A 24813-nucleotide genomic window follows, 5' to 3' on the forward strand; every position below is an offset into this window, starting at 1 on the left:
ATGGCAGGACATAGCAAATGGGCCAATATCAAGCATAAAAAGGCTGCCACCGATGCCAAGCGCGGCAAAATCTGGACGCGCCTGATCAAGGAAATCACGGTCGCGGCCCGCATGGGCGGCGCCGACGCCATCACCAATCCGCGCCTGCGCCTGGCGGTCGACAAGGCGGCTGACGCGAATATGCCGAAAGACAACGTCCAGCGCGCGATCAACCGCGGCAGTGGCGGTGTCGATGGCGCCAACTACGAAGAAGTGCGCTACGAAGGCTACGGCGTGGGCGGCGCGGCCGTCATCGTCGAATGCATGACCGACAACAAGGTGCGCACGGTGGCCGAAGTGCGTAACGCCTTCAACAAGAATGGCGGCAACATGGGCAACGAAGGCTCCGTCGCCTTCATGTTCCAGCATTGCGGCCAGCTGCTGTTCGCGCCGGGCACCGACGAAGACAAGCTGATGGAAGCGGCCCTGGAAGCGGGCGCCGACGACGTCATCGCCGATGAAGAAGGCGGCTTCGAAGTACTCACTCCCGTGCACGATTTCGCCACCGTCAAGGAAGCGCTGGAAGCGGCCGGCTTCAAGGCCGAAGTGGCCGAAGTCATCATGAAACCGGCGACGGAAACCGTCTACGCGGGCGACGACGCCATCAAGATGCAAAAGCTGATCGATGCGCTGGAGCTGCTGGACGATGTCCAGGAAGTCTTCACCAACGCGTTAATAGAGAATTAATCTAGAGAATTAGTCACACCCTGCACACAAGGGCGGCACCGCCGCCCTGCAACCCACCTCGAACGAACGGTCCCTATGAAAATTCTGGTAGTCGGCTCTGGCGGCCGCGAACACGCCCTGGCCTGGAAACTGGCCCAGTCCGAACGCATACAGATGGTGTATGTCGCGCCGGGCAACGGCGGCACCGCGCGCGATGCGCGCCTGGTCAATCTCGACATCAGCGACCCGCAATTGCTGGCCGACTTCGTTCAGCAGGAGCACATCAGCCTCACGGTCGTCGGCCCGGAAGTGCCACTGGCGGCAGGCATCGTCAACCTGTTCCGCTCGCGCGGCCTGAAAATCTTCGGCCCGACGAAAGAAGCGGCGCAGCTGGAATCGTCGAAAGACTTCGCCAAGGCCTTCATGCAGCGCCACGGCATCCCGACGGCCGCCTACCAGACGTTCTCCGACGTCGCGCCTGCGCATGCCTACATCGACGCCATGGGCGCGCCCATCGTCATCAAGGCCGACGGCCTGGCCGCCGGCAAGGGCGTGGTCGTTGCCATGACCCTGGAAGAAGCGCACCAGGCGGTCGACATGATGCTGTCCGATAACCAGTTCGGCGACGCCGGAGCGCGCATCGTCATCGAGGAATTCCTCGCCGGCGAAGAAGCGAGCTTCATCGTCATGTGCGACGGCAAGAACATCCTGCCGCTGGCCACCAGCCAGGATCATAAACGCCTGAAGGATCACGACCAGGGCCCGAACACGGGCGGCATGGGCGCGTACTCGCCGGCACCCATCGTCACGCCGGCCATGCATGCGCGCGTCATGCGCGAGATCATCGTGCCGACCATCCAGGGCATGGCCAAGGATGGCATCACGTTCACGGGCTTCCTGTACGCCGGCCTGATGATCGACGACAAGGGCACGCCGAAGACGCTGGAATTCAACTGCCGCATGGGCGACCCGGAAACGCAGCCGATCATGGCGCGCCTGAAGACCGACCTGGTCACCGTCATGGAGCACGCCGTCAACGGCACGCTCGACGCGGTGGAACTGGAATGGGACCGCCGCACGGCTGTCGGCGTCGTCATGGCCGCCGCCGGCTACCCGGATGATCCCGTCAAGGGTACGCCGATTGGCGACATCCCGGCCGAAACCGTCGACTCCGTCACCTTCCATGCAGGCACCCGTATCGAGGGCGAACGCCTGGTCACCAACGGCGGGCGCGTGCTGTGCGTGGTCGGCCTGGGCGACAGCATCAAAATGGCGCAGAAGCAAGCGTATGAAACGGTGGAAAAAATCCATTTCGACGGCGCGCAGTACCGCCGCGACATCGGATGGCGCGGTTTGAAGCATTGATCGCTCCATAGCAATCACACGACGGGCCGGCGCGGAATGCATCCGCCCGGCCCGTTTTGATTGTCACCTCCATTCCTCGCCATGACCATACCAACCGGCCTTGCCGCACCAGACAACGATGCCCCGGTGAGCCCCCTTGCGTGGCTGACGCTTGCCTCGCTGCTCGTTGCCGGCCTGGCTTGGTACTGGTTCAGCAGTTATGCCGTGCCGCGCTGCGACACCAGACAAACCGTGGCCGCGGTCACGGATGGCAAATTCAGCCTGCACGATGTCAAGCAGGCCGGCTATGCCTGGTCGCAAAAAACCCGTGGCTGCCTGGCCACCGTCATCGAGGACGGCAAGCCGCTGCAATACGCCTGGACCATTTTGAAGCGCTGGCACCATGCAAGGAAGTATTGCCCGGCGTGGTTTCCTGCCGCCTGCTGCTGACCCGCAACGACCTTGCGCCCGCTGCCGCAAGCAAGGTGCTGGCCGTCTCGGTGCTGCAGCAAGGCGACTTTACTTTCCAGCGCAGCAAAGATGGCAAGAACTGGTCAGTAACACCGCAGTTCAGGACAGAACTGGATCAGGCGCCACTTCAATAGTACGCTAGGGAAACGAGATTGCATTGTAAAATTTATCATCTTGAATTTTGATAAACCCATTCCCGATGACAAGCAATCTCCCCGTGTCCACGCATACTTCCGTCGAGGCGCTGCATGTGCTGAAGCTGCTCACGCGCCGCCAGCGTGAGCAGGCGCTGGCGCATCCCGACTTGCCGCAGCTTGCCATCGGTACGCCGCTACCCGACACCTTGCTGTGGTTGTACCGGCGCCAGATCGTTACGTCCGAGGATGTGACGAGCCTGTCGTCGAGCGTGGCGCGCCACTTCAGCGGCGACGAGCTGGCACTGCGCTTGTCGATCTTGCAGCAGGTGGTGGAGGTGCTCAATCGCGAATCGCTCGATCATCTGCGCGACGAAGCGATCATTACGCCAGAGCTTTATCAACAGGCGCTGCCGCATCTGCCCGGCGACGTTCTGCTGCCCACGCCGGGCGAAGCGCTGAACTGGATGCTCCATGTGGGGCTGCTGCCGCGCGCGCAGTTCAAGAGCATGGTGCAGCGCATCGAGGCCGGCGGCAGCGACGATGCAAAGCGCGTGGTCCGGCATGCGCAGGCGCGCCAGGATGAACATAAAAAGGCGGTACGCGGCGTGGTCCTCGACGGTTTGTTTCCCGGCTCGCGCCTGGCCTGGCTGATCGGCGCGCCGCTGGCGCTGGCCGGCATGGTCTGGTATGTGATGAGCGGCAATTCCGTGCCCGAGTGCGACTCCACCGACACGCTCACCACCATGACACGCATGCTCAACAAGGCGGCGCCGGAAAGCACGGGCAAAGCAAGCCTGCACGACGTGAAAGAAGCCGGTTACGCCTCGTCACAACATATCCGTGGCTGCCTGGCCACGATAGCACTCGATGGCGAGAAGATGGACTATGCCTATACCGTCGCGCGCGACGACAGCGGCAGCAAGAGTCGCATCAGCTATACGGGTGCGCAGCCGTTGCTGGTCCAGGCGCGCTTTGGCAGCATCCGCGATGGCGACTTTGCCCAGCAAGCCAAGCCCCTGGGGCGCGAGGCGCTGGAAAAGGCTTTCCGCGACGGCATGGATGGTGCGCGCATCATGCCCCAGCCGCGGCAAGCGTTTTCGCTGACGCAATCGATGGAGCGCACGCGCGAAATCGCCGAAATCGAACCGCTGGCGCCATGCAAGGAAATCTCGCCGGGCATCTATTCGTGCCGCCTGCTGATCGAACGCAATGACGCCTTGCTGGGCATGCTCAACGGCGGCACGGCAGTGGTGCAGGAAGGCGAGTTTACCTTCCAACGCGACGCTGCCGGCAAGGGCTGGTCGGTAACGCCACAATTTGCCCTGGAGCTGCGCCAGGCCAAAGGAAAAGAGTAAGTCCATGCATATCGAACCGCCCCACGCATCGCTGAACCAGCTGCACCAGCTGGGCCTGATCACCGCGCAGGAACTCGACGAGGCCAACTCGGAACGCGATGTCGCCGCCCATGAGCGCCTGCACCCGCCCGAGGAGCCGCTCGACATGCCGGAACTGGCGCAGGACGCCGACCTGGTCACCACCCTGGGCTGGCTGCTGCTGACCGATCTGCTGCCCAAGAATGACTTCGACAAGCGCGCGGCCACACTGCCACCCCGGCAACAGGCGCTGGCAGCAGAGGGTGTGCGGTACTACAACCGCCGCGAGGTCGACGCCTTGTACGAGCTCGATTTGCTGAACCAGTTCCAGCGCGATGCTGCACATGCGGCGGTGCCGGCAGACCGCATGTTGTATACGCCGTGGATCGCCATGCGCTGGCTGGTAGTAAACGACATCCTGCCCACGGCGCAGTTCGAGGCGCTGGAAGCGCACGTGCGTGAACATGGCAGCGCACTGGCGCGCGAAATCATGGAAGCGTCCAGGCTGCGTCATGGTCACGACCGCATCCCGTACAAGCGGCCACCGGCCTGGAAAAGCGCCTTGATCGTGCTGGGCATGATCCTGGTGATGTCCGTGCTTTACGGTGTTGTGACCGGAGGCCTGCGGCCATGAGCACCGATCCGCGCCTCAAACCGCTCGGCGAACTGCGGCAACTGGACCTGATCACCAGCGACGAATACGACGATACGCTGGCCGAGCTGCAGATCATTGAGATCCAGCGCGCGCACAACGCAGCCGAAGACATCGATGTGCCCGAACTGGAGATGAATGCCGACCAGATCAAGACGCTGGCCTGGCTGCTGAGCGCCGAACTGGTGCCCGAGGAGCGTTTTTTCAGGATGCTGCGCAAGCTGCCCGCCGATGAACCACGCCGGCAACTGGCCAGCGCCGCGCTGCGGCAGGTGAACCGGCAAGCGGTCGATGCGCTGTACCAGCAGAACCTGATCAACGCCTGGCAGCGCGACGCCGCCCACGACAGCCTGCCGGCCGATCACCTTGCCGCCACGCCCGTCACGGCCTTGCGCCACATGCTGAAACAGGGCACGCTATCGCCGCTGCAATACAAGGAGCTGCAAGCGCGCACGCGCGCGAACGGCTCGCAACTGGCGCGCTTGATCGTCGACGCCGCCGGCAAACCGCCGACTCAATATGGCCGGCCCCGCCCGCGCCCTTCCACCATCATGGCTGCGGCACTGCTGCTGGCGATACTGACGATGCTGACGTATGCAGGACGCGCATGGTTCAAGCGCGAGCAACCAGTGCCTGTGGCACCGCTGGCACAGCCGGCCGACACGATCAAACGCACGGACCTGCAACAGCGTGCGGCAAACATGGTGGAGGGCGCCCGCCAGCCAGGCGCGGATGCGCCCCAATTCGAGGTGCAGGCAATACAGGACAAGCCGCCTCAGTAAAGCAGGGCCGGCAACAGCATCGCCGGTTTTGCTATCACAAAAATCCGTTACAGGGTACAATCCGTCCTTACTTTTTTATTTCGGCCTCGTCGGCCCACGCGATGTCGTCAACTCCCTCTCCTTCGGCCGTCAAAGCCTATTTGCTCGATTTGCAAAACCGTATCGTGCAGGCGCTCGAAGCGCAGGACGGCAAGCCTTTCCTGACCGATGCCTGGCAACGCCCCGAGGGCGGTGGCGGCATTTCGCGGCTGATCGAGGAAGGCAATGTGTTCGAGCGTGGCGGCGTGAATTTTTCGCACGTCACCGGCGCCGCACTGCCGCCATCGGCAGCGGCCGCGCGCCCTGAACTGGGTGGCAAGGCGTGGGAAGCGATGGGCGTGTCGCTGGTGCTGCATCCGCGCAATCCCTACGCGCCGACGGTGCACATGAACGTGCGTTTTTTCAGCACCGTGAATGCCGATGGCGCCCCCGTGTGGTGGTTCGGCGGCGGCATGGATTTGACGCCGTATTATGGCGACGCGGGCGACGTGAAGCACTTTCACCAGGTGTGCCATGATGCGCTGGCGCCGTTTGGCGCGCAGCTGCATCCGAAGTTCAAGCAGTGGTGCGATGATTATTTCTACCTGAAGCACCGGCGCGAAGCGCGCGGCGCCGGCGGCATCTTCTTCGACGACTTCAATGCCCTGGGCTTTGAAGACAGTTTCGCGATGCTGCGCAGCGCCGGCGACGCCTTCATCGACGCGTATGTGCCGATCCTGGCGCGGCGCAAGGATACGCCTTACGGCGAACGCGAGCGCGATTTCCAGTGCTATCGGCGCGGGCGCTATGTCGAGTTCAACCTGGTGTTTGACCGCGGCACCCTGTTCGGCCTGCAGTCGGGCGGACGCACCGAGGCGATCCTGATGTCGATGCCGCCCGTGGTCAAGTGGCGCTACGACTGGCACCCGGAAGCGGGCAGTCCCGAAGCGGCGTTGTATACTGACTTCCTCGTGCATCGCGACTGGCTGCAGGCGTGACCGAAGGTAGTACGGCATGCGTGACGCTGCTGGGCGGCAGCTACGATCCGGTGCACATGGGCCATGTCGCGCTGGGCACGCATTTTTCCAGCCTGCTGCACGCCGATGAGCTGCGTGTGATTCCGGCGGGCGCGCCCTGGCAAAAGAGCAAGCTGGGCGCCACCGGCCAGCAGCGCGCCGAGATGGCCGGCCTGGCTTTTGCCGGCCTGCCCCTGCCCGTGGTAATCGACCGCCAGGAAATCGAGCGCAGCGAACATGGCCAGGCCAGCTACACCATCGATACCTTGCGCCAGGTACGCGCCGAGCTGGGAGCGCGCGCTTCCATCGTTTTCCTGATGGGCGCCGACCAGCTGCAGCGGCTCGCGACATGGCGCGAATGGCAGCAATTATTTGAATACGCGCATATCTGCGTCGCGGCCCGCCCCGGCTTCGCGCTGAATGACACAGCAGTACCGCAAGTGGTCGCCGACGAATTTTCGCGCCGCCTGGGGTCGCTGGACAGCATCCGCAACACGCCGCACGGTCTGACTTATCTGGCACAGGACTTCGCGGTGGATATCTCCGCCACCGAAATACGTGCGGCATTACAACGGGGGAATCGGGCAAACTCGCTTGTTTCCCCGCTAGTGCTAGACTATATTGAACAACATAATTTATACAAAAGCTAAATGGACATCAAAAAACTGCAAACCCTCGTCGTTGACGCCCTTGAAGACGTCAAAGGCCAAGACATCGCCGTCTTCGAAACGAGTCACCTGACCAGCCTGTTCGACCGCATCGCGATCGTCTCCGGTACCTCGAACCGTCAAACCAAGGCGCTGGCCGCCTCGGTGCGCGACAAGGTCAAGGACGCCGGCGGCCAGATCATCGGCATGGAAGGCGAGGAAACGGGTGAATGGGTGCTGGTCGATCTGGGCGACATGATCGTCCACATCATGCAAGCTCCTATCCGCGCCTACTACCGCCTGGAAGAAATCTGGGGCGATACCCCGATCAAGCTCGGTGCCGCCAAGCGCGCGCCGAAAAAAGCCGGCGACGACGAGCCGAAGAAAATCAGCGGCCATCTGGCAGCAAGCAAGGCCAAGGTCGAAGTTTCGCCCGTGATCGAAAAGAAAGCACCAGCGAAGAAAGCCACGGCAGCCACCGCCGCCAAGAAAGCCCCGGCGAAAAAAGCCGCCTCGAAAGCTGTCGGCAAGACCGTGAAAATCGCGCCGACCAAGACCGAAGCGGCTGCCGTGAAAGCCTTGAAAGCGCTGCCAGAGAAAAAAGTGCGCACCCCGCGCGCGGCCAAACCGGCAGCCGATGCTGCACCGGCAAAAACCGTGATCAAGCGTATCAAAAAAGTCGAAGCGTAAGCGTCGATGCAGCTCATCATCGCTGCGGTCGGCCATAAAATGCCGGCCTGGATAGAGACGGGCTTCGCGGAATACGCGAAGCGCATGCCGCCGGAACTGCGCATCGTGCTGAAAGAAATCAAGCCGGTGGAGCGTTCCGGCAGCAAGACCGCCGCTACGGCGATGGCGCTGGAACGCGAACGTATCGAAGCCGTCCTGCCCAAGGGCGTGCGCATCATCGCCCTCGACGAACGCGGCAAGGACCTGACCAGCGTCGGCCTGTCGCAGCAGTTGATGGCGTGGCAGCAGGATGGCCGCGACACCGCCTTTTTGATCGGCGGTGCCGACGGCCTCGATCCGCAGCTCAAGGCGCGTGCCGAAGGCATGCTGCGCATTTCCAGCATGACCCTGCCGCACGGCGTGGTGCGCGTGATCCTCGCCGAGCAGCTCTATCGTGCCTGGTCGATCACGCAAAACCACCCCTACCACCGCGTCTGAACTCCCCCATGAAAACGGCTGATCACAAGATCTACCTCGCTTCCAAAAGTCCGCGCCGGCGCGAACTGCTGCGCCAGATCGGCATCGATTTCGAATTGCTGCTGCTGCGCAGCGACGGCCCGCGCGGCGCCGACGTCACAGAGGAAGTCCTTCCCGGCGAGTCGGCGCTCGACTATGTCGCCCGCGTGTCGAATGAAAAAGCCGCCTTCGCCTGGGACCTCGTGCGCCGCCGCCACCTGACCCCGCGCCCCGTGCTGGCGGCCGATACCACCGTCACCATCGACGGCATCATCCTCGGCAAGCCGGCAGACCGCCTGGAGGCCGTGGCGATGCTGCAGCAGCTGTCGGGCCGCACGCATCAGGTACTCACCTCGATCGCCGTGCACTACAAAGACTTCGCCGAGCAGCGCACGCAGGTGTCGCAAGTGCGCTTCGGCGTGCTCTCGCCCGCGTCCATCGCCGCGTATTGCGCCACGCCGGAACCGTACGACAAGGCCGGCGGCTACGGTATCCAGGGCAGCGCCGCGCTGTTCGTCGAACATATCGAAGGCAGCCATTCCGGCATCATGGGCCTGCCCCTGTACGAAACTGCACAGTTGCTAAGACTGGCAGGTTTGCCCCTGCCCTGATCGGGTATGATGTCATTCGTTGCCTCCACTTCCCCGCCTCCATGAACGAAGACATCCTGATCAATATCACGCCGCAAGAAACGCGCGTCGCCCTCATCCTGCAGGGCGCCGTGCAGGAATTGCACATCGAGCGCACGCTCACGCGCGGCCTGGCCGGCAATGTGTATTCCGGCAAAGTGGTGCGGGTGTTGCCAGGCATGCAATCGGCCTTCATCGACATCGGCCTGGAGCGCGCCGCGTTTTTGCACGTGGCCGACATCTGGGAAGCGCGCGGCCACGATGGCCAGAACGCCACGCCCGCTCCCATCGAAAAAATCCTCTTTGACGGCCAGGTGCTGACGGTGCAGGTGATCAAGGACCCGATCGGCACCAAGGGGGCGCGCCTGTCGACGCAGATTTCCATCGCCGGGCGCATGCTGGTGTACCTGCCGCAAGACAAGCACATCGGTATCTCGCAGAAAATCGAAAAGGAAGCGGAACGCGAGCAATTGCGCGTGCGCCTGCAAAGTCTGCTGCCGCCCGATGAAAAGGGCGGCTACATCGTGCGCACCATGGCCGAGGACGCTTCCGACGCGGACCTGAAGGCGGACGTCGATTACCTTAGAAAAACCTGGAGCACCATCACGCACGGCGCGCGCACGCGTCCCGCCACCAGCCTGCTGCACCAGGACTTGAGCCTGGCGCAGCGCGTGCTGCGCGACTTCGTCGGCGATGAAACGGCCACCATCCAGGTCGACTCGCGCGAAAATTATGTGAAACTGCGCGAATTTGCAGAAATCTACACGCCCAGCGAACTGACGCGTCTGCAGCACTACACGGGCGAGCGTCCCCTGTTCGATTTATATGGCGTGGAAGAAGAAATTTTGCGCGCGCTGGGGCGCCGGGTCGACCTGAAATCGGGCGGATACCTGATCGTCGATCAGACGGAAGCGATGACCACCATCGACGTCAATACGGGCGGTTTTGTGGGCGGGCGCAATTTCGCCGACACGATTTTCAAGACCAACCTGGAAGCGGCGCACGCCATCGCGCGCCAGCTGCGCCTGCGCAACCTGGGCGGCATCATCATCCTCGACTTCATCGACATGGACAATGCCGAGCACCGCAACGCCGTGCTGGCCGAACTGAAACGCACCTTGTCGCGCGACCGCACCAAGGTGTCCGTGAGCAATTTCTCGCCGCTGGGCCTGGTGGAAATGACGCGCAAGCGCACGCGCGAGTCGCTCGCCCACATCCTGTGCGAACCGTGCCCCGCCTGCGCCGGCAAGGGACAAGTCAAGACCTCGCGCACCATCTGCTATGAAATCCTGCGCGAACTGCTGCGCGAAGCGAAACAGTTCAACCCGCGCGAGTTCCGCATCCTCGCCTCGCAGGAAGTCGTCGATTTGTTCCTGGAAGAAGAATCGCAGCACCTGGCCATGCTCGGTGATTTCATCGGCAAGAAAATCTCGCTGCAGGTGGAAAATGCCTACCACCAGGAGCAGTACGACGTCATTCTGATGTAGCCATGCCCGGCACTGCCTTCTTCTGGCGCGACCCGGCTCTGCCCCACGTGGAGAGCCGGCGCGCCTGCCACAGCCAAGCGTGCTACAAGCCGCACAGCCATCCCACGTTTTCGATTGGCGCCGTCGACGCTGGCGGCAGTATCTTTACGGGCAGCAAAGACAGCAAGGTCGCCCTCGGCAATGGCAGCCTGGTACTGGTGCCGGCCGGCTGCGTGCACGCCTGCAATCCCCTGCCTGACGCCTTCTGGAGCTACCAGATGCTGCATCTCGATGCGCGGTGGCTGCAAGCACACGCGCCGGCACTCGATGGCGACACGGCGACGGTGTTGCACTGCCCGCGGCTGTACGCACAGTTTTGCGCCATGCATGCGCTGCTGTTTTCAAGCGCCGGTGTGGCAGAGAAGGATGCGGCGCTGCTGGCGTTCCTGGGCGCTTGCGCCGATACCCGTGCAGACCTGCTGCCCTCGGAACGCAAGCCGCTGCCGCAGCAACTGGCACCCGTGCTCGAAACGCTGCAGGCGCGGCCTTCGGCCAGCCTGCGGCAGCTGGCGCATGCTGCGGGCCTGAGCCCGTATCAATTGATCCGCGCTTTTCGCGCCGCCACGGGCATGACGCCGCATGCCTACCAGCTAAATATGCACGTCAACCGCGCGCGCAGCCGCTTGCAGGCAGGGACGGCGCTGGCGCAACTGGCGCATGAGCTGGGCTTTGCCGACCAGAGCCATCTGCAGCGCGTCTTCAAGGCGCATGCGGGCATCACGCCGGGGCGCTATCGCGGCCAGGGCAGCTGAGGCGCCCGCAATTTTCTTCAATACAGGCTGCCGTCAGCCCCTGCATACTCGCGCATCGCCATTGCCGGAGCCAAACTCCATGCACGATTTCCTCTTCATCGCCGCCGCCCACTTTCTATCCCTGCTATCGCCCGGTCCCGATTTTTTCCTGATCGCACGCACCTCGCTGGCCCACGGCTGGCGCGGCGCCGCCGGCACGTGCGTGGGCATTACGGTGGCCAATGCGGTGTTTATCGTGGCGGCGTTTGCGGGACTATCGGTGCTCAAGGCGGGCAGTACGGCATTTCTGGTGGTGCGGCTGGCCGGATGCGCTTATCTGCTGTACCTGGGCTGGCTGTTCCTGCGCCATGCGGGCAAGAGCCGACTGGATGCCAAGCCCGCCACCGGCAAGGCGCGCTGGCGCGGCGGTGTCGCGATGGGGTTTGTCTCCGCCATCCTGAACCCGAAGAATGCGCTGTTCTACGTCAGCCTGGCCACCGTGCTGGCCGCCAGGCAGACGAGTCCCGTTGCGATAGTGGCGTATGGCGCGTGGATGATCGTTGCCGTGCTGGCGTGGGATATGGCGGTGGCGCTGGCCATCGGCAGCAGCGCCCTGCGGCAGCGCTTTGCGCGCGCGCTGCCGCTGCTGGAACGGCTGTCGGGCATGATGCTGATCGTGCTGGCGGTGGTGCTGTTGGCGGATCAGGCCGGCAATGGATCCAGGTAAAACACGGCGTACACTTTCAGTGGCGACGTTTCCGTGGCTTTTTCCGAACGCACGACGGAGCAATCGTCGGCGGCCAGGCTGCGCCAGTTCTGGATGCCGGCCTTGGCGAACATCGCGTGGGCCGGGGCGTTGGCGGCCAGATCCAGCACCAGGCAGGCGTTGCGCGGGCCGGCGCCGTAGTTGACGGCGCGGATCTCGATGCCGAAGGTCGTCATCCACGGTTCCCACAAGCCTTTTTCCTTGCCGGCGGCCATGCGGTCCAGCATCTCGCCAAAGCTCAAGCCTTTCTTGACGGTATCGCGCAGTGCTTGTAACGACGGCGCCAGGCGGGGATCGGGCTGCTTGTTGCCGGCGCGAATTTCGGCGATCGCCTTCAATTCCTTGATGATGGCGGCATCACGCTCCGTGTAGTCGCGCATGCGTGCGTAAAACTCGGCGTCGAGGAAAGGATTGACGGTCAGCTTGGCGACGCCCTCTTCGCGGCGTTTCGGGGAAGGCGTGGTGGTTTTGGTCATGGCGGTGGAGGGCAAAATACGTTGAGGGGCGCCAGTGTACCACCTTGCAGCGGCGCGGCCACTGGTGGTGCATCAGCCCCTGGGAGCGGCCGTCGATTCGCGCACCACCAGTTCGGGTTTCAGGCGCACGTCGAGCACCGCAGAATCTGGCGAGGCGATGGTTTGCAGGATCAGCCGCGCCGCTTCCGTGCCGATGCCGTGGTGGCGGATGCGGATGGTGGTGAGCGGCGGACGGATCATGTCCATGTACGGCATGTCGTTGTGGCCCACCACGGAAATATCGTCCGGGCAGTTCAAGCCCAGTTCGCGGATGGCATCGTAGCAGCCGAGGGCCACCAGGTCGCTGCCCGTCACCACGGCCGTCGTCCGCGGCGACTGGCGCAACAGCGCCAGCAGGGCAGCCTTGCCGCATTCGCGCGAATAGCCGCTGCTTTCAAACACGAACGCTTGCGAGGGATCGAGTTCGCTGGCCTGGATGGCGGCCAGGAAACCGAGGCGGCGCACGTGTCCAGTGGACAGGTTTTCCGGGCCGGCAATGTGCGCGATATGGCGGTGGCCCAGCGCCAGCAAGTGCTCGACGGCCAGGCGCATGCCGACCACGTCGTCGCTGACGACGCAGGAAGCGACGCCCGTCTCGTCGCTGCGATTGACGGTGACGACAGGCACATTCTGGTCGATGCACATCTTGATGACGGGATCGTGGCGCCGTGCGGTAGCCAAAATCAGGCCATCGACCTGCTGCCCCAGCAGACGATTGATGACGAACAGCTGTTCTTCCTCGTCGGCACCCACGTTGGCGACGATGGCCAGGTAGCCATGCTTGCGCAAGCCTTCCTCGATGCCCAGCAGGATCGGTGGAAATACCGCGTTGGTTATGTCGGGCAAGACCACGCCGATGATGCGCGACTTGCGCGTGACCAGGGTGGAGGCGGCGCGGTTGGGCCGGTAGCCGAGCCGGCCCGCTTCGGCCAGCACGCGCGTAGCCACCTCGGCGCTGACCATTTTCCGCGTTGTCGGGTTCATCACGCGCGAGACGGTGGAAAAGTGCACGCCGCTGGCCCGCGCGACGTCGCTTAAGGTGGGGTTCTTGTTTGTCATGGGCTTCCCGGATCGCAATACGGTGATTTTATCGCAAAAAATGCCCATGCCGTCAAAAACCGAGCAAACGCTTGCATTGTAATAATGCCGTTGCCCAAAGCGGTTTTGAGACTGTTAAGTACAATCCAGCCTTGACAGCGTGCAAACGCTTGCATAACATGGCCCGGATTGACCACTCGGGCCTGGTTGCCCTTCCCAGAATTCTTATGTCTACTTCCCACAGCAAGCACGCCGAACAGAACGGCGAAACCTTCAACCTGAAAGAAGCCGCCCTCGCCTATCACGCTGAACCCCGCGCAGGCAAGATTTCCGTGACGCCAACCAAACCGCTGGGCGACGCCCGCGCCCTGACCCTGGCGTACTCGCCAGGCGTGGCCTTCGCCTGCGAAGCCATCGTGGAAGATCCGCGCACGGCCGGCATCTACACCTCGCGCAGCAACCTGGTGGCTGTGATCACGAATGGCACGGCAGTGCTGGGCCTGGGCGATATCGGCCCGCTGGCCAGCAAACCGGTGATGGAAGGCAAGGCTTGCCTGTTCAAGCAATTTGCCGACGTCGACGTGTTCGACATCGAACTGGCCGAGAACGATCCCGACCTGTTCATCGACACCGTGGTGCGCATGGAGCCGACCTTCGGCGGCATCAACCTGGAAGACATCAAGGCGCCCGATTGCTTCTATATCGAGCAGCAATTGCGCAAGCGCATGAACATTCCCGTCTTCCACGACGACCAGCACGGAACGGCCATCATCGTCGCGGCCGGCATCCTGAACGGCCTGGAACTGGTGGGCAAGGATATCGGCAATGTGAAAGTGGCCGTCTCGGGCGCAGGCGCCGCCTCGATCGCCTGCCTCGACCTGCTCGTCTCGCTGGGCCTGAACAAGTCGCTGCTGAAGGTCTGTGACAGCCAGGGCGTGATCTACCCGAGCCGCGATGCCAATATGGAAGAGAACAAGGCGCGCTACGCGAACGACACGAGCGACCGCGACTTGGCCGACGCCATGGTCGGCGCCGACATCTTCATCGGCGTCTCGAAGGGTGGCGTGGTGAGCGCGCAGATGGTCGAATCGATGGCCGCCAAGCCGCTGATCTTCGCCCTGGCCAATCCGCATCCGGAAATCGCCCCGGAAAAGGTGCATGCCGTGCGCGACGACGCCATCGTGGCCACGGGCCGCTCGGATTACCCGAACCAGATCAACAACGTGCTGTGCTTCCCGTACATCTTCCGCGGTGCGCTCGACGTGGGCGCCACCACCATCAACGAAGAGATGAAGCTGGCCTGCGTGCGCGCCATCGCCGCGCTGGCAAAAGAACCATTGCCGGGCCACACCACCAGCGCCCTGACGCCGCTGCAACTGATACCATCGCCGTTCGACGAGCGCCTGCGCAGCTGGGTCGCGCCTGCCGTGTCGCAAGCGGCCATCGCCACCGGCGTGGCCACGCGCGTGCCGGCCAGCGCCTGAAACGCATGACCGGCCTGCCGGGCTTGGCAAAATAACAGCAAGTTACCATTGCTTACAAAAAAACCATGGCTAAAAACCATGGTTTTTTCAATTTCCCCCTTGAGACCACTCAGATAGTTATCGAAGAGCAAATTCCCGCTGAGCGTTTTTGCTGCCACCTTCGATTACAATGACGCCTACTTTATGTTGCTACAGTTGCCAGAATGGCGATGACGTGCGTTACCAAGGATTTTCATGCTCGGCCTGACCTCTGTTTGTGTTTTTCTCTTTTCGGCATTGGCGCTGGCTGTCACCAGCGGATACTCCCTTGGCGCGCTGGTGCTGCTGCTGGCCAGCAGCTGGCTGCTATGGAAACGCCCCCGCCTGGATCTGCAGCGCCGCGATTATCTGATGCTCGGTACGCTGTTGCTGTATTTCGCCATCTTTACCGCCAATATGCTGTACCACGGCGATCCTGGTCGCGAATTCGACATACCATTGAGGGCGCTGCTGGCCGTGCCGGTACTGCTGCTGCTGCTTGCTTATCCGCCGCGGCCGGAAGCCTGGTGGAGCGGTTTGGCCATCGGTGCAATCGCCGGCGCAGCGCTGGCCTTCCATCAGTTCCACCCAAACATTCCCATTCGGCCGCAGGCGGCAACCAGCAATCCCATTCATTACGGTAATGTCAGCATGCTATTTGGCTTGTTGTCGCTATGCGGCCTGGAATGGGCCCGTGCACAGCGCCAGCGCCTCGCATGGATTGTCCTGTTGCTGTGCGGATGCTTGGCAGGAATCTTCGGTTCCATTCTGAGCGGCAGCCGCGGTGGCTGGATTGCCATGCCGGTCTGCCTGATTATTTTGGCGCTGCAGCATGCCAGGACCCATGGCAAGCGTTACTTTATTATTACGCTAACGCTGCTGGTCGGCTTGATTGTAGCCGCCTACAACATGCCGCATTCGCCTATACAGCAGCGCGCAGCCATCGCTATATCTGAACTGGAAAAATTTGAAGATACGGGCAATGTGGATACTTCGGTTGGCCAACGGATCGAGATGTGGCGCACCGCGCTGGATATGTCATCGCAAAACATATTGCTGGGCATCGGCCGTACTGGTTACTTTTCCCAAAAACAAATACTGGTAGACGAAGGCAAGATGAGCAAGGCAGTCGGCGAGTACACCAATGCCCATAACGACTATATCGACGCACTGGTCAAGCGTGGCGTCACCGGCCTGCTGGCACTGCTGGCACTCTTCCTCGTTCCATTGACCCTGTTTGCCCGCGCCCTGCGCCACGATGCCGCGCCAGCACACCCCTATGCGCTGGCCGGTGTGATGCTGTGCACGTGCTATATGATTTTCGGCCTGACAACGAGCTCGCTCACCCTGAATATCGGCATCATCATGCTGGTTTTCCCGATGGTGATATTGTGGTCCATGCTGCGCCAGCAAGAACGCACTTCCTGAGCTCGTTTTCCGCCTGACCGTTTTTGCTGCCCCCTGCAAGGAACCATACCGATGCTCACGCCCGACCTGAAGCGCCTCACCGCGCTGCACGCGCCCTATAAGAAACACCTGGCCCTGGCCTTGCTGGCGATGGTCATCACGGCGGCCACGGAGCCGCTGTTGCCGTATGCGCTCAAGCTACTGCTCGACAATGGCTTTGGCGGCAAGGTGAATTTTTCCTTCTGGCTGGTGCCGCTGATCGTCATCGGTATCTTTGCCATGCGCGGCGCATCGACGTTTGCCAGCAGCTATCTGATGAGCTATGTTTCCACGCGCATTCTCAACGAGTTGCGGCGCAGGATGTTTGCCAGCATGCTGAACTTGCCCATCGACTTCTACAATACGCACACGGTGGGCAAAGTCATCAACTCCATCATGTTTGAAGTGCAGCAGATCATCGAAATGGTGACCAAGGTGTTTACGTCGATCGTGCGCTCCTCGCTGACCGTGCTGGGCTTGCTGGCGTGGCTGCTGTACCTGAACTGGGCGCTGACCCTGGTGACCCTGGTGCTGCTGCCCCTGCTGACCATCGTCGTGCGCACCACGGGCAAGCGCCTGAAAAAACTCAACCGCGACTCGCTGGCCGTCAATGCCGAGCTGACCCAGGTCATCGAGGAAACCACGCGCGCCCAGCAAGTGATCAAGATCTTTGGCGGCCAGGAATACGAAAAATCGCGCTTCGAAGAGCGTGCCGAGCAATTGCGCCGCTACAGCATGCGCATGACGACGACCTTTTCCGCCACCGTGCCCATCACCCAGGTGATCACGGCCGCCGCCGTGGCCCTGGTCATCGTGATGGCCCTGTTCCAGTCGGAGCAGGGCCAAATCACAGTCGGCGGCTTCGTCTCCTTCATCACGGCCATGCTGATGCTGCTGACACCGTTAAAACAGCTGGCCGAAGTCAATGGTCCCCTGCAGCGCGGCATGGCCGCCGCCGAGGAAGTCTTCCAGCTGATCGACAAGACGCCGGAACGCACGGGTGGCAAGCCGCTCGCTGACCGCAGCACAGGCCGCATCGAATTCAAGGACGTGAGCTTTGCCTACCCTGGACATCAGGAGCCGGCCCTGCGGCACATCGACCTGAGCATCGCGCCAGGACAAACGGTCGCCTTTGTCGGCATGTCCGGCGGCGGCAAATCGACCCTGGTCAGCCTGCTGCCCGGCTTTTACTCGGCCAGCAGTGGCGAGATCTTGCTCGATGGTCAGAATATCGACGCCATCACCCTGACCAGCCTGCGCAGCCAGATCGCCATGGTCAGCCAGCAGGTGGTGCTGTTCGACGATACCCTGGCCGCGAATATCGCGTATGGCGATGCGGCGCCGGACCGGCAGCGCATCGAAGCGGCCGCTGCGGCCGCCTTCCTGTCGGACGTCATCGACGGCTTGCCCGACGGCCTGGAAACACGCTTGGGCGACAACGGCTCGCGCCTGTCCGGCGGCCAGCGCCAGCGCGTGGCCATCGCCCGCGCCATCTACAAGGATGCGCCCATCCTGATCCTCGATGAAGCCACCTCGGCACTGGATACGGAGGCGGAACGGGCCGTGCAAGCGGCACTGGAGCACCTGATGCAAGGTAAAACCACCTTAGTTATTGCTCATCGGCTATCAACAATTGAACGTGCGGACCGTATCGTGGTATTGTCACATGGGAAAATAATGGAAACCGGCTGTCACCAGCAATTACTGGATGCCAACGGCGCGTATGCCAATCTGCATCGCCTGCAATTTCCCCAGCAAGTAGTTTGACACCATCGAATGAATACCTGAAATCGTACTGATACATGACGCCTTTGATTCCCGCCGAACTTCTACAAAAGTCGGACAAAATTCTTTTCATCGCCCATCTGGCGCTGGGAGACTTTACTTACCTGCAAAACGGTTTCCGTGCCTTCGCCGCGGCCTATCCCCATATCCAGATCCACCTGTGGGTCGACGAAGTCCGCCGCACGTCCGACGCCAGGCAATGGGAAGGCTTGCGCACCTATTCGCTGTATGACTGGGTAGAACAGTCGGGCCTGTTCTCCAAGGTGTACCGCAAGACCTACAGCCCCGCGCTCTACGAAGAGTCACTGCGCGAAGCGCAGGCGGAGCACTATCCCGTCGTCGTGTCGCTGGCCCACGTACGGCCGCAGCAGTACGCTGATCTTGCCCGCGCGATCAGCCCGCGTGGGCTGGTGATCGGTACGCGCAAACCGTTCAGCCCGCTACGCCCCTGGCATTACCTGGCCTACCGCAAGATCGATGCCGTGCTGGCGTCGTATGCGGGCCAGGATGCCGGCGAGCACCATATCAGCAGCGTGTATGCAGACTGGTTCCATCAATTGACGGGACTCGACATTCCCGTGGCAGAACGCTATCCCTTCGTGCACATTCCCGAACTCGCGTTGCAACAGGCGCAGGAACAGTTGAACGCCTGGGGTTTCGCCCCGCGCCAAGGTCCGCTCGTACTCCTGAATCCGTTCGCCAAATCGCACAAGCGCGGCTGGCCGCTGGAGCGCATTGCCGAGCTGATCGCGCGCATGCAGGCGATGCCGAAATGGGCAAATGCCTGCTTCCTGATCAATGCCATGCCGCAGGAACTGGCCAAGGTAACTGCCGTGGTACAAGCACATGGCTTGCCGCGCACGCAAGCCTTCAGCGCCGTCGACAACTTTTTCCAGCTGCCGGCCATGCTGGCGCAATGTGACTTGATTATTTCGGTGGAAACGTCAATCATGCATCTGGCGAACGCCGTGCATGTGCCCGTGGTGGCGCTGATGCGCAAGAAAAATCCCGAATGGGCCCCGTTCGACAGCGCCAACAGCACTGTCATCACAGTGGCGCGACGCAGCGACTGGGTCAAGGCGATCTCGGTCGATCAGGTATTGCAGACCATCGCCTAGACAACGCCGCAGCGGCTAGCCAGTGCCCAGCATGCTGATGCGCACCAGGTCGGCCACATTATCGACACCGAGCTTGTCCATCAGGCGCGCCTTGTGCACTTCCACCGTGCGCACGGAAATGCCGAGCGCCGGGGCGATATCGCGGTTATGCTGGCCCGTCACCACCAACTGCATCACCTCGCGCTCGCGCGGCGTCAAGGCGCGCAGCAAGGCTTGCCCCTCCACCTGACGCTGCAACTGGCCGCGTGCGTGCGCCTCGCGCGAAAACGCTTCATCGATGGCGGCCAGCAGCTTGTCGTGGTCAAATGGTTTTTCCAGGAAATCGCTGGCCTGCGCCTTGAATGCCTGACGTGCCAGCGCCACGTCGCCGTGCCCCGTGATGATAATGATGGGCAGCATGCAGTTGAGCTCCAGCAGGCGGCGCTGCAGACTCAGGCCATCCATGCCCGACATGCGGATATCGATCAGCAGGCAACCGGCCCACTCGGGCCGCCAGCTGTGCAGAAAATCCTCGCCACAGGAAAACAGGGCCGTGCGGTAGCCGCGTATACCCAACAGCAAACCCAGCGCATCGCGCACGGCGGGATCGTCATCCACGATAAACACCGTCAAATTACTTGTCACCATACTCTCCTGTAGCGGCCGCACTGGCGTGCGCCAGGGGCAGGATAAAACGAAAAATCCCATGCTTGCCCACTTCGGCCCATAACTGGCCGCCATGCGCTTCGACGATGCTGCGGCTGAGCACCAGCCCCAGCCCCAGGCCGCTGGCCTTGGTCGAGACAAACGGTTCGAACAGGCGTGCGGCAAGGCTGTTGGAAATGCCGGGCCCGCTATCTTCCACGGAGAGGCGCAGCCGGCCGCCCTCGAGCGGCTCGGCCGAGACCGTGATGCGGCGCCGGCCGCGCGGCTGGCCCATCACCGCATCCTGTGCATTGGCCAGCAAGTTACGCAGTACCAGCTCGATTTGCAGGCGGTCCGCATTGACGGCCAGCGGCGACGGCGGCGCCAGCAGCAGCTCGATGCCATGTTCATGGAACAGCGGCGTGAACTGGCGCGCCAAGCCTTCGATCAAGGCGCTTGCCTCCACCGCCTCGAGCTGCATCGCGCCGGTACGGAAAAAGTCGCGCAGGCGGCGCACCACGTCCGCGGCGCGCCCCGATTCAACGATCATGTGCCCGATGGCGCCCTGCAGCAAGGCGCCGTTCTCGCCCCGTTCCAGCAGGTATTCACACGCCTTGCCGTAAGTGGACAAGGCCGTCAACGGCTGGTTCAGCTCATGCGCGATCGCGGCTGCCATCTCGCCGGCAGCCGCCAGACGCATCGTGTGTTTCAGTTCGTCAGCCACCTGGCGCATTTCATCGACGACGATGCCGATAAAAAATCCCACCAGAGCCAGCACAGCATCGAGCAGTTGCAATTCATAAAACTGAATATCGACCGCATGCGACCATTTCACCAGGGTGATGATGCATAGTTGCAATACAAACACGGCCAGCACGGCGCCATGCAGGCCCTGGCGCGAGGCGGCCCAGATCACGGGAAGAAACAGGAAATAGAAATGCTTGTATTCGGAACGCACGATGGAACCGAAGACACTCCACAACACAAAGCTGGCCAGGGCCAGATACGCCAGGGTTTCCCAGCGCCAGACGGCGGCATGCAGGCGCTCGCGCCCGCGCTCACTGAACAGTACCCAGATCAGCGGCATCGACACCAGCATGCCGACCGTGTCGCCGATGCCGAAACGCCATACGGCCGTGCCCCACTCGCCGGCCGGTATGCGTCCTGTGAGCGACAGCAATGAAATATAGCCGAGCGCATTGAGCACGGTGCCCAACAGCACGATGGCGACCCAGGTACCCAGGCGGCGCCGGTTGTCGAAGATATCGCCGCTGCTGAAACTGCGGCGCAAAGCGGCGCCGATACCGCCATAGCCGAGCACCAGCCACGCCGAACAGAGCAAGGTCAGGGGCAGACCTGCCGGCATGCCGCGCACCAGCACCTCGCCAGCCAGCAAGGCAATAAACCACGGCAGTGCCGCCTTGCGGCCGTGGATCAGCCAAAACACCAGGCCCAGCGCGGGATCGGGATTCCAGGGGGTAATGTTCAGCCCGTACATCGGGTCGATGTAGGTCGCCCAGTCAAACAGCAGATACAGGCCGACAAAGGCGGGATACGGCAGGTAGCGGGACAGGAATGGGCGCATAACGGTGTTTTTTTAACTGTCCCGCATTATGCATCGCAGGCGTGCGCCACGCCATGTCATCTTGCGTTATAAGCACATGCAATAATCTTCATGCAATGTCGCAAGGCGCGCCAGCGCAGTCAGGCCTCGGCCAGCGGCAAGCGCACCTCCACCAGCAAGCCCAGGCCGCCATTACCTCTGTGCAACTGAATCGTGCCGCCGTGCTGGCGCACGACGGAAGCGACGATGGACAAGCCCAGGCCGCTGCCCGGCTGCACCTGCTGCGGCGCGCGGAAAAAGCGGTCGAACACGCGTTCATACAGCGCCGGCGCGATGCCCGGCCCCTGATCGGCCACATGCAACACGGCCTGGCCCCGCTCCGCATGCAGCGACACCGTCACGCTGCTGCCGCGCGGGCTGTACTTGATGGCGTTTTCCACCAGATTGTCGATCAGCGAAACGAGGCTCTCGCGCTGCCCGGGCACGCTGAGCGAAACGCTGGCCTGCAACTCGAGCTCGATATCCCCCGCCTGGGCCAAGCCGGACAGGGCCGCCAGCCGATCTTGCAGCAAGGTATCGAGCGCCTGCCGCCGCGGCAGCTCGCCAGCACCAGCCTGCACTTCGCTGCGCGTCAGCTGCAGCAGCTGCCCCACCAGGCGCGCGGCACGGTTACCACTGTTCAAGATACCGTCCAGCAACTCTTGCTGGCGTGCGTCATGTGCCTGGCCCTGCAAGGCCTCGACATTCACGCGCATGGCCGCCAGCGGCGTGCGCAGCTCATGCGTAGCGTCGGCGATGAAGCTACGTTCACGCGCGGCACTGGCATCGACCCGTTGCAGCAGGGCGTTGATATTGTCGACCAATGCCGCCAGTTCGCCATGCGGCGGCTTGAACGCCAGCGGACGCAAATCCTGCGGCCCGCGCGCCGCTACCTCTTGCGCCACCTTGCGCCAAGGGCGCATGGCAAGGCGGATCGACAGCCAGGCCGGCACCAGCAAAAACGGCAGGCTGATCAGCAGCGGCAGCAGGTAATAACCGTGTGAATTGATCGTGATAAAAAACTGCCAGGGGCCGCCCACCTCCAGCACCGTCACGCGCGTGGCCTTTTCAGTCAGGCTACGGCTGCGCCAGGCCTGCCCCTTGATGTAGATCACTTCCATCTGATCAGGACCGGCGCTGCGAATACCGCTGGGCGCTGCGGGGGACTTGTAGACCAGCTCGCCGCCGCGCCAGACCAGGATGCGCGGCGCCAGTTCCGGCACTTTCCCCATTTCAAACTCTTCGCGCAAGGCTTCGTCGATGGCGCGCAAGCTTTGCTCCTGTCGCTGCGGCTGCTCGGCCAGGTTATCGGCCACGCTGATAATGGCGTGCAAGACGCCACGGCCCACATTGCTCGCTTCACCCGTACCCTCGATCAACACATACGCGACCGCCAGACTCCACAGCACGGTCAGCATCAACATTTGCGCCAGCATCAAACGGCGCAGCAGCGTAGGCCGGCGCAGCATGGCCCAGACACGCCCCATCATGCGCCGGCACCCGGCGGGGCGGATGTCTCGCCTTGCTGGTCGATGACATAGCCAACGCCGCGCACGGTACGGATATACCCTTCGCCTATCTTGCGGCGCAGGTTGCCCATATGCACGTCGAGGGTATTGCTGGCATTGGCCAGGCCGCCGGGCAGGATATGTTCCTCCAGCACGCGGCGCGTGATGACGCGGTTGGCGCGCATCAGCAAGGTCTTCAGCAAGGCATATTCACTGGCGGTGAGCTCCACCGGCCGCCCATGCACGCTGACACGGCGCGTGGGCACCTGCAGCAGCAGACCGCGCAACTCGATGGTGTCGCCATCGAAGCCATAGCTGCGGCGCGCCAGGGCGCGCACGCGCGACAGCAGTTCGGCCAGCACAAACGGCTTCACCAGGTAGTCGTCGGCGCCGCCGTCCAGGCCACGCAAGCGCTGTTCCAGCGTATCGCGGGCGCTGAGGATCAGCACCGGCAGGCGGGCTGCGCGCAGCCGGGCCAGCAAATCGAGGCCATCGCCGTCCGGCAAGCCCAGGTCCAGCAGCACCAGTTCGCAACTGTCGTGTTCGATGCTGCGCGCAGCATCCTCCAGGCTGCGCACCCACACCACTTGCATGCCCTGGTCGCGCAAGGCAATGCGCACGCCATTGCCCAGGTCCATGTCGTCTTCTATCAGCAATATCTTCATGGTGAGTATTAAACCACCGCAAGCTGAAGAATGGGTAAAGACGCACTCTTCATGCAATCTTAATAAAAGGCTCATTTTTCCTTCATGGCACAGGCCGATACTAGCCGCAGTCAATCGAGCCACTCCGGACTCGGTTCTCCACCTGACGGAAAACTCCATGCACGCACCTACAACCCTGTTGACCTCGCTGGCGCTGGCCTGCGGCCTGAGCCTGAACCCCCTGGCCGCTGCGGCCGAACCGGCCGCGGAAAATGTCTTCACCATCGGCGGCGGCGTCGCTGCCGTGTCCAGTTATTCCGGCTCCGACAAACTGTCGGCTTCGCCGCTGATCATCCTCGACTATGCCATGGCCAATGGCCTGTTCATCAGCACCTCGCGCGGCATCGGCTATGGCGGCCAGGCTGGGGCCTTCAGTTATAGCGCCGCGCTGGGCTACCGCGGCAAGCGCGAAGACCACAAGCGCACGGGCGTCAACGGCTGGGGTGGCAGCGATTATCTGAAGGGCATGGGAGAGGTCAAGGGCAACGCCAGCGCCTTGCTCAGCGCAGGCTATTCGCCATTGCCGGGCCTGTCGCTGAGCGTGTCGAGCGACATTCCCCTGTCGAATCGCGAAAATGGCGCGAACGTGCATTTCGGCGCAACAGGCCAGATCTACGGCCGCGCCGATGCCAAGGGTGTGCAGCAGGACAGCGTGAGCATCGGTGGCCAGCTGGGCTGGGGCGAGCGCAAGTACGTGCAGACCATGTATGGCGTAACGGCCACCCAGGCCGCAAATACTTCTTTCAAACAATACACGCCCAAGGGCGGTTTCTATGAAGCACAGGCCACCGTCAACTGGGAGCACCGCTTCGATGCGCGCTGGGGCATCAATACCTTGGTCGGCGTCGAGCACCGCATGGGCGACGCGGCCAAGAGCCCCATCGTGCAGCGCAAAACATCCCCGATCGGCGCCGTATATGTCACCTACCGCTATTAAAACCGGGGCGACATAAGGGGAACCCGTACGCTGTTTCGCTAATTTACAGAG

24 protein-coding genes and 1 pseudogene are annotated in these 24813 nt (G+C 62.5%); 19 read left to right on the plus strand and 6 right to left on the minus strand.

Annotated features, from left to right (window positions below; translation table 11 throughout):
* From FJQ89_RS13685 to FJQ89_RS13755, 14 genes are all read left to right on the plus strand, one after another.
* On the plus strand, window positions 1–726 hold the full coding sequence (locus FJQ89_RS13685) for a YebC/PmpR family DNA-binding transcriptional regulator (RefSeq protein ID WP_010401062.1): 726 nt from the start codon (window positions 1–3) through the stop codon (window positions 724–726).
* Window positions 727–801: 75 nt separating this feature from the next.
* On the plus strand, window positions 802–2070 hold the full coding sequence (gene purD / locus FJQ89_RS13690) for a phosphoribosylamine--glycine ligase (protein WP_099762331.1): 1269 nt from the start codon (window positions 802–804) through the stop codon (window positions 2068–2070).
* Window positions 2071–2151: 81 nt separating this feature from the next.
* Complete coding sequence (locus FJQ89_RS13695) at window positions 2152–2499, plus strand: hypothetical protein (protein ID WP_141170565.1); 348 nt, start codon at window positions 2152–2154, stop codon at window positions 2497–2499.
* Window positions 2500–2737: 238 nt separating this feature from the next.
* On the plus strand, window positions 2738–4012 hold the full coding sequence (locus tag FJQ89_RS13705) for a hypothetical protein (protein WP_141170567.1): 1275 nt from the start codon (window positions 2738–2740) through the stop codon (window positions 4010–4012).
* A 4-nt stretch (window positions 4013–4016) separates the two neighbouring features.
* On the plus strand, window positions 4017–4664 hold the full coding sequence (locus FJQ89_RS13710; protein ID WP_141170568.1) for a hypothetical protein: 648 nt from the start codon (window positions 4017–4019) through the stop codon (window positions 4662–4664).
* A complete protein-coding gene (locus FJQ89_RS13715) occupies window positions 4661–5464 on the plus strand; it encodes a hypothetical protein (RefSeq protein ID WP_141170569.1) in 804 nt (267 codons plus the stop codon). Before FJQ89_RS13710 ends, FJQ89_RS13715 begins: the two co-directional genes overlap by 4 nt.
* 101 nt (window positions 5465–5565) lie before the next feature.
* The gene (gene hemF, locus FJQ89_RS13720) at window positions 5566–6480 is read left to right on the plus strand and encodes an oxygen-dependent coproporphyrinogen oxidase (RefSeq protein WP_141170570.1); all 915 of its coding nucleotides are present in this window, start codon (window positions 5566–5568) and stop codon (window positions 6478–6480) included.
* Window positions 6481–6536: 56 nt separating this feature from the next.
* Window positions 6537–7148, plus strand: coding sequence for a nicotinate (nicotinamide) nucleotide adenylyltransferase (gene nadD / locus FJQ89_RS13725; RefSeq protein ID WP_071076024.1), 612 nt, complete (start codon window positions 6537–6539; stop codon window positions 7146–7148).
* Window positions 7149–7835 carry a ribosome silencing factor gene (gene rsfS / locus FJQ89_RS13730; RefSeq protein ID WP_141170571.1) on the plus strand — a complete coding sequence of 229 codons (687 nt, stop codon included), beginning with the start codon at window positions 7149–7151 and terminating at the stop codon, window positions 7833–7835. It begins immediately after the preceding gene.
* 6 nt (window positions 7836–7841) lie between these two features.
* On the plus strand, window positions 7842–8312 hold the full coding sequence (rlmH, locus tag FJQ89_RS13735; RefSeq protein WP_034747108.1) for a 23S rRNA (pseudouridine(1915)-N(3))-methyltransferase RlmH: 471 nt from the start codon (window positions 7842–7844) through the stop codon (window positions 8310–8312).
* An 8-nt stretch (window positions 8313–8320) separates the two neighbouring features.
* Window positions 8321–8941 carry a Maf family protein gene (locus FJQ89_RS13740; protein WP_141170572.1) on the plus strand — a complete coding sequence of 207 codons (621 nt, stop codon included), beginning with the start codon at window positions 8321–8323 and terminating at the stop codon, window positions 8939–8941.
* A gap of 41 nt (window positions 8942–8982) precedes the next feature.
* On the plus strand, window positions 8983–10446 hold the full coding sequence (gene rng / locus FJQ89_RS13745; RefSeq protein ID WP_034747098.1) for a ribonuclease G: 1464 nt from the start codon (window positions 8983–8985) through the stop codon (window positions 10444–10446).
* A gap of 2 nt (window positions 10447–10448) precedes the next feature.
* Window positions 10449–11237, plus strand: coding sequence for an AraC family transcriptional regulator (locus FJQ89_RS13750; protein WP_141170573.1), 789 nt, complete (start codon window positions 10449–10451; stop codon window positions 11235–11237).
* Between the two features lie 79 nt (window positions 11238–11316).
* Window positions 11317–11943, plus strand: a complete 627-nt coding sequence (locus FJQ89_RS13755) for a LysE family translocator (protein WP_141170574.1) — start codon at window positions 11317–11319, stop codon at window positions 11941–11943.
* Here FJQ89_RS13755 and FJQ89_RS13760 read toward each other — a convergent pair.
* Together FJQ89_RS13760 and FJQ89_RS13765 are read right to left on the minus strand one after the other, a co-directional pair.
* Entirely contained in the window at window positions 11919–12458 is a 540-nt protein-coding gene (locus tag FJQ89_RS13760) for a hypothetical protein (protein ID WP_243136047.1), read from the minus strand. The two genes, FJQ89_RS13755 and FJQ89_RS13760, sit on opposite strands and share 25 nt — an antisense overlap.
* Before the next feature lie 72 nt (window positions 12459–12530).
* A complete protein-coding gene (locus FJQ89_RS13765; protein ID WP_141170576.1) occupies window positions 12531–13556 on the minus strand; it encodes a LacI family DNA-binding transcriptional regulator in 1026 nt (341 codons plus the stop codon).
* Window positions 13557–13762: 206 nt separating this feature from the next.
* On the opposite strand from FJQ89_RS13765, the pseudogene FJQ89_RS13770 reads away from it, so the two are divergent.
* The 4 genes and pseudogenes from FJQ89_RS13770 to FJQ89_RS13785 all read left to right on the plus strand — a co-directional run.
* Window positions 13763–15001 (plus strand): annotated as a pseudogene (locus FJQ89_RS13770) (malic enzyme-like NAD(P)-binding protein); the annotation flags it as partial.
* 252 nt (window positions 15002–15253) lie between these two features.
* Window positions 15254–16465: an O-antigen ligase family protein gene (locus FJQ89_RS13775; protein ID WP_141170578.1), complete on the plus strand. Its 1212-nt coding sequence runs from the start codon at window positions 15254–15256 to the stop codon at window positions 16463–16465.
* A 51-nt stretch (window positions 16466–16516) separates the two neighbouring features.
* Window positions 16517–18250 carry a lipid A export permease/ATP-binding protein MsbA gene (gene msbA, locus FJQ89_RS13780; protein WP_141170579.1) on the plus strand — a complete coding sequence of 578 codons (1734 nt, stop codon included), beginning with the start codon at window positions 16517–16519 and terminating at the stop codon, window positions 18248–18250.
* Between the two features lie 35 nt (window positions 18251–18285).
* Window positions 18286–19386 (plus strand): glycosyltransferase family 9 protein, encoded by a 1101-nt coding sequence (locus FJQ89_RS13785; protein ID WP_141170580.1) that lies wholly within the window; start codon window positions 18286–18288, stop codon window positions 19384–19386.
* 15 nt (window positions 19387–19401) lie between these two features.
* Here the strand turns inward: FJQ89_RS13785 and FJQ89_RS13790 are convergent, their stop codons facing one another.
* The 4 genes from FJQ89_RS13790 to FJQ89_RS13805 form a co-directional block, all read right to left on the minus strand.
* On the minus strand, window positions 19402–20013 hold the full coding sequence (locus FJQ89_RS13790; RefSeq protein ID WP_141170581.1) for a response regulator transcription factor: 612 nt from the start codon (window positions 20011–20013) through the stop codon (window positions 19402–19404).
* Window positions 20000–21595 carry an ATP-binding protein gene (locus tag FJQ89_RS13795; protein WP_141170582.1) on the minus strand — a complete coding sequence of 532 codons (1596 nt, stop codon included), beginning with the start codon at window positions 21593–21595 and terminating at the stop codon, window positions 20000–20002. The genes FJQ89_RS13790 and FJQ89_RS13795 overlap by 14 nt, the downstream gene beginning before the upstream one ends.
* 119 nt (window positions 21596–21714) lie before the next feature.
* The gene (locus FJQ89_RS13800) at window positions 21715–23103 is read right to left on the minus strand and encodes an ATP-binding protein (RefSeq protein WP_141170583.1); all 1389 of its coding nucleotides are present in this window, start codon (window positions 23101–23103) and stop codon (window positions 21715–21717) included.
* Window positions 23100–23786 (minus strand): response regulator, encoded by a 687-nt coding sequence (locus FJQ89_RS13805; protein WP_077409269.1) that lies wholly within the window; start codon window positions 23784–23786, stop codon window positions 23100–23102. The genes FJQ89_RS13800 and FJQ89_RS13805 overlap by 4 nt, the downstream gene beginning before the upstream one ends.
* 157 nt (window positions 23787–23943) lie before the next feature.
* Here FJQ89_RS13805 and FJQ89_RS13810 point away from each other — a divergent pair, with 157 nt between their 5' ends.
* Window positions 23944–24762 (plus strand): MipA/OmpV family protein, encoded by an 819-nt coding sequence (locus FJQ89_RS13810; protein ID WP_168208454.1) that lies wholly within the window; start codon window positions 23944–23946, stop codon window positions 24760–24762.
* The last annotated feature ends 51 nt before the right edge of the window (window positions 24763–24813 follow it).

Origin of the sequence: Janthinobacterium tructae (assembly GCF_006517255.1) — a bacterium.
GTDB classification, from domain to species: domain Bacteria; phylum Pseudomonadota; class Gammaproteobacteria; order Burkholderiales; family Burkholderiaceae_D; genus Janthinobacterium; species Janthinobacterium tructae.

Coding starts and splice junctions, on each gene's coding strand:
- FJQ89_RS13685 (WP_010401062.1), top strand. CDS start 1: ATGGCAGGACATAGCAAATGGGCCAATATCAAGCATAAAAAGGCTGCC.
- purD (WP_099762331.1), top strand. CDS start 802: ATGAAAATTCTGGTAGTCGGCTCTGGCGGCCGCGAACACGCCCTGGCC.
- FJQ89_RS13695 (WP_141170565.1), top strand. CDS start 2,152: ATGACCATACCAACCGGCCTTGCCGCACCAGACAACGATGCCCCGGTG.
- FJQ89_RS13710 (WP_141170568.1), top strand. CDS start 4,017: ATGCATATCGAACCGCCCCACGCATCGCTGAACCAGCTGCACCAGCTG.
- FJQ89_RS13715 (WP_141170569.1), top strand. CDS start 4,661: ATGAGCACCGATCCGCGCCTCAAACCGCTCGGCGAACTGCGGCAACTG.
- hemF (WP_141170570.1), top strand. CDS start 5,566: ATGTCGTCAACTCCCTCTCCTTCGGCCGTCAAAGCCTATTTGCTCGAT.
- nadD (WP_071076024.1), top strand. CDS start 6,537: ATGGGCCATGTCGCGCTGGGCACGCATTTTTCCAGCCTGCTGCACGCC.
- rsfS (WP_141170571.1), top strand. CDS start 7,149: ATGGACATCAAAAAACTGCAAACCCTCGTCGTTGACGCCCTTGAAGAC.
- rlmH (WP_034747108.1), top strand. CDS start 7,842: ATGCAGCTCATCATCGCTGCGGTCGGCCATAAAATGCCGGCCTGGATA.
- FJQ89_RS13740 (WP_141170572.1), top strand. CDS start 8,321: ATGAAAACGGCTGATCACAAGATCTACCTCGCTTCCAAAAGTCCGCGC.
- rng (WP_034747098.1), top strand. CDS start 8,983: ATGAACGAAGACATCCTGATCAATATCACGCCGCAAGAAACGCGCGTC.
- FJQ89_RS13750 (WP_141170573.1), top strand. CDS start 10,449: ATGCCCGGCACTGCCTTCTTCTGGCGCGACCCGGCTCTGCCCCACGTG.
- FJQ89_RS13755 (WP_141170574.1), top strand. CDS start 11,317: ATGCACGATTTCCTCTTCATCGCCGCCGCCCACTTTCTATCCCTGCTA.
- FJQ89_RS13760 (WP_243136047.1), bottom strand. CDS start 12,458: ATGACCAAAACCACCACGCCTTCCCCGAAACGCCGCGAAGAGGGCGTC.
- FJQ89_RS13765 (WP_141170576.1), bottom strand. CDS start 13,556: ATGACAAACAAGAACCCCACCTTAAGCGACGTCGCGCGGGCCAGCGGC.
- FJQ89_RS13775 (WP_141170578.1), top strand. CDS start 15,254: ATGCTCGGCCTGACCTCTGTTTGTGTTTTTCTCTTTTCGGCATTGGCG.
- msbA (WP_141170579.1), top strand. CDS start 16,517: ATGCTCACGCCCGACCTGAAGCGCCTCACCGCGCTGCACGCGCCCTAT.
- FJQ89_RS13785 (WP_141170580.1), top strand. CDS start 18,286: ATGACGCCTTTGATTCCCGCCGAACTTCTACAAAAGTCGGACAAAATT.
- FJQ89_RS13790 (WP_141170581.1), bottom strand. CDS start 20,013: ATGGTGACAAGTAATTTGACGGTGTTTATCGTGGATGACGATCCCGCC.
- FJQ89_RS13795 (WP_141170582.1), bottom strand. CDS start 21,595: ATGCGCCCATTCCTGTCCCGCTACCTGCCGTATCCCGCCTTTGTCGGC.
- FJQ89_RS13800 (WP_141170583.1), bottom strand. CDS start 23,103: ATGATGGGGCGTGTCTGGGCCATGCTGCGCCGGCCTACGCTGCTGCGC.
- FJQ89_RS13805 (WP_077409269.1), bottom strand. CDS start 23,786: ATGAAGATATTGCTGATAGAAGACGACATGGACCTGGGCAATGGCGTG.
- FJQ89_RS13810 (WP_168208454.1), top strand. CDS start 23,944: ATGCACGCACCTACAACCCTGTTGACCTCGCTGGCGCTGGCCTGCGGC.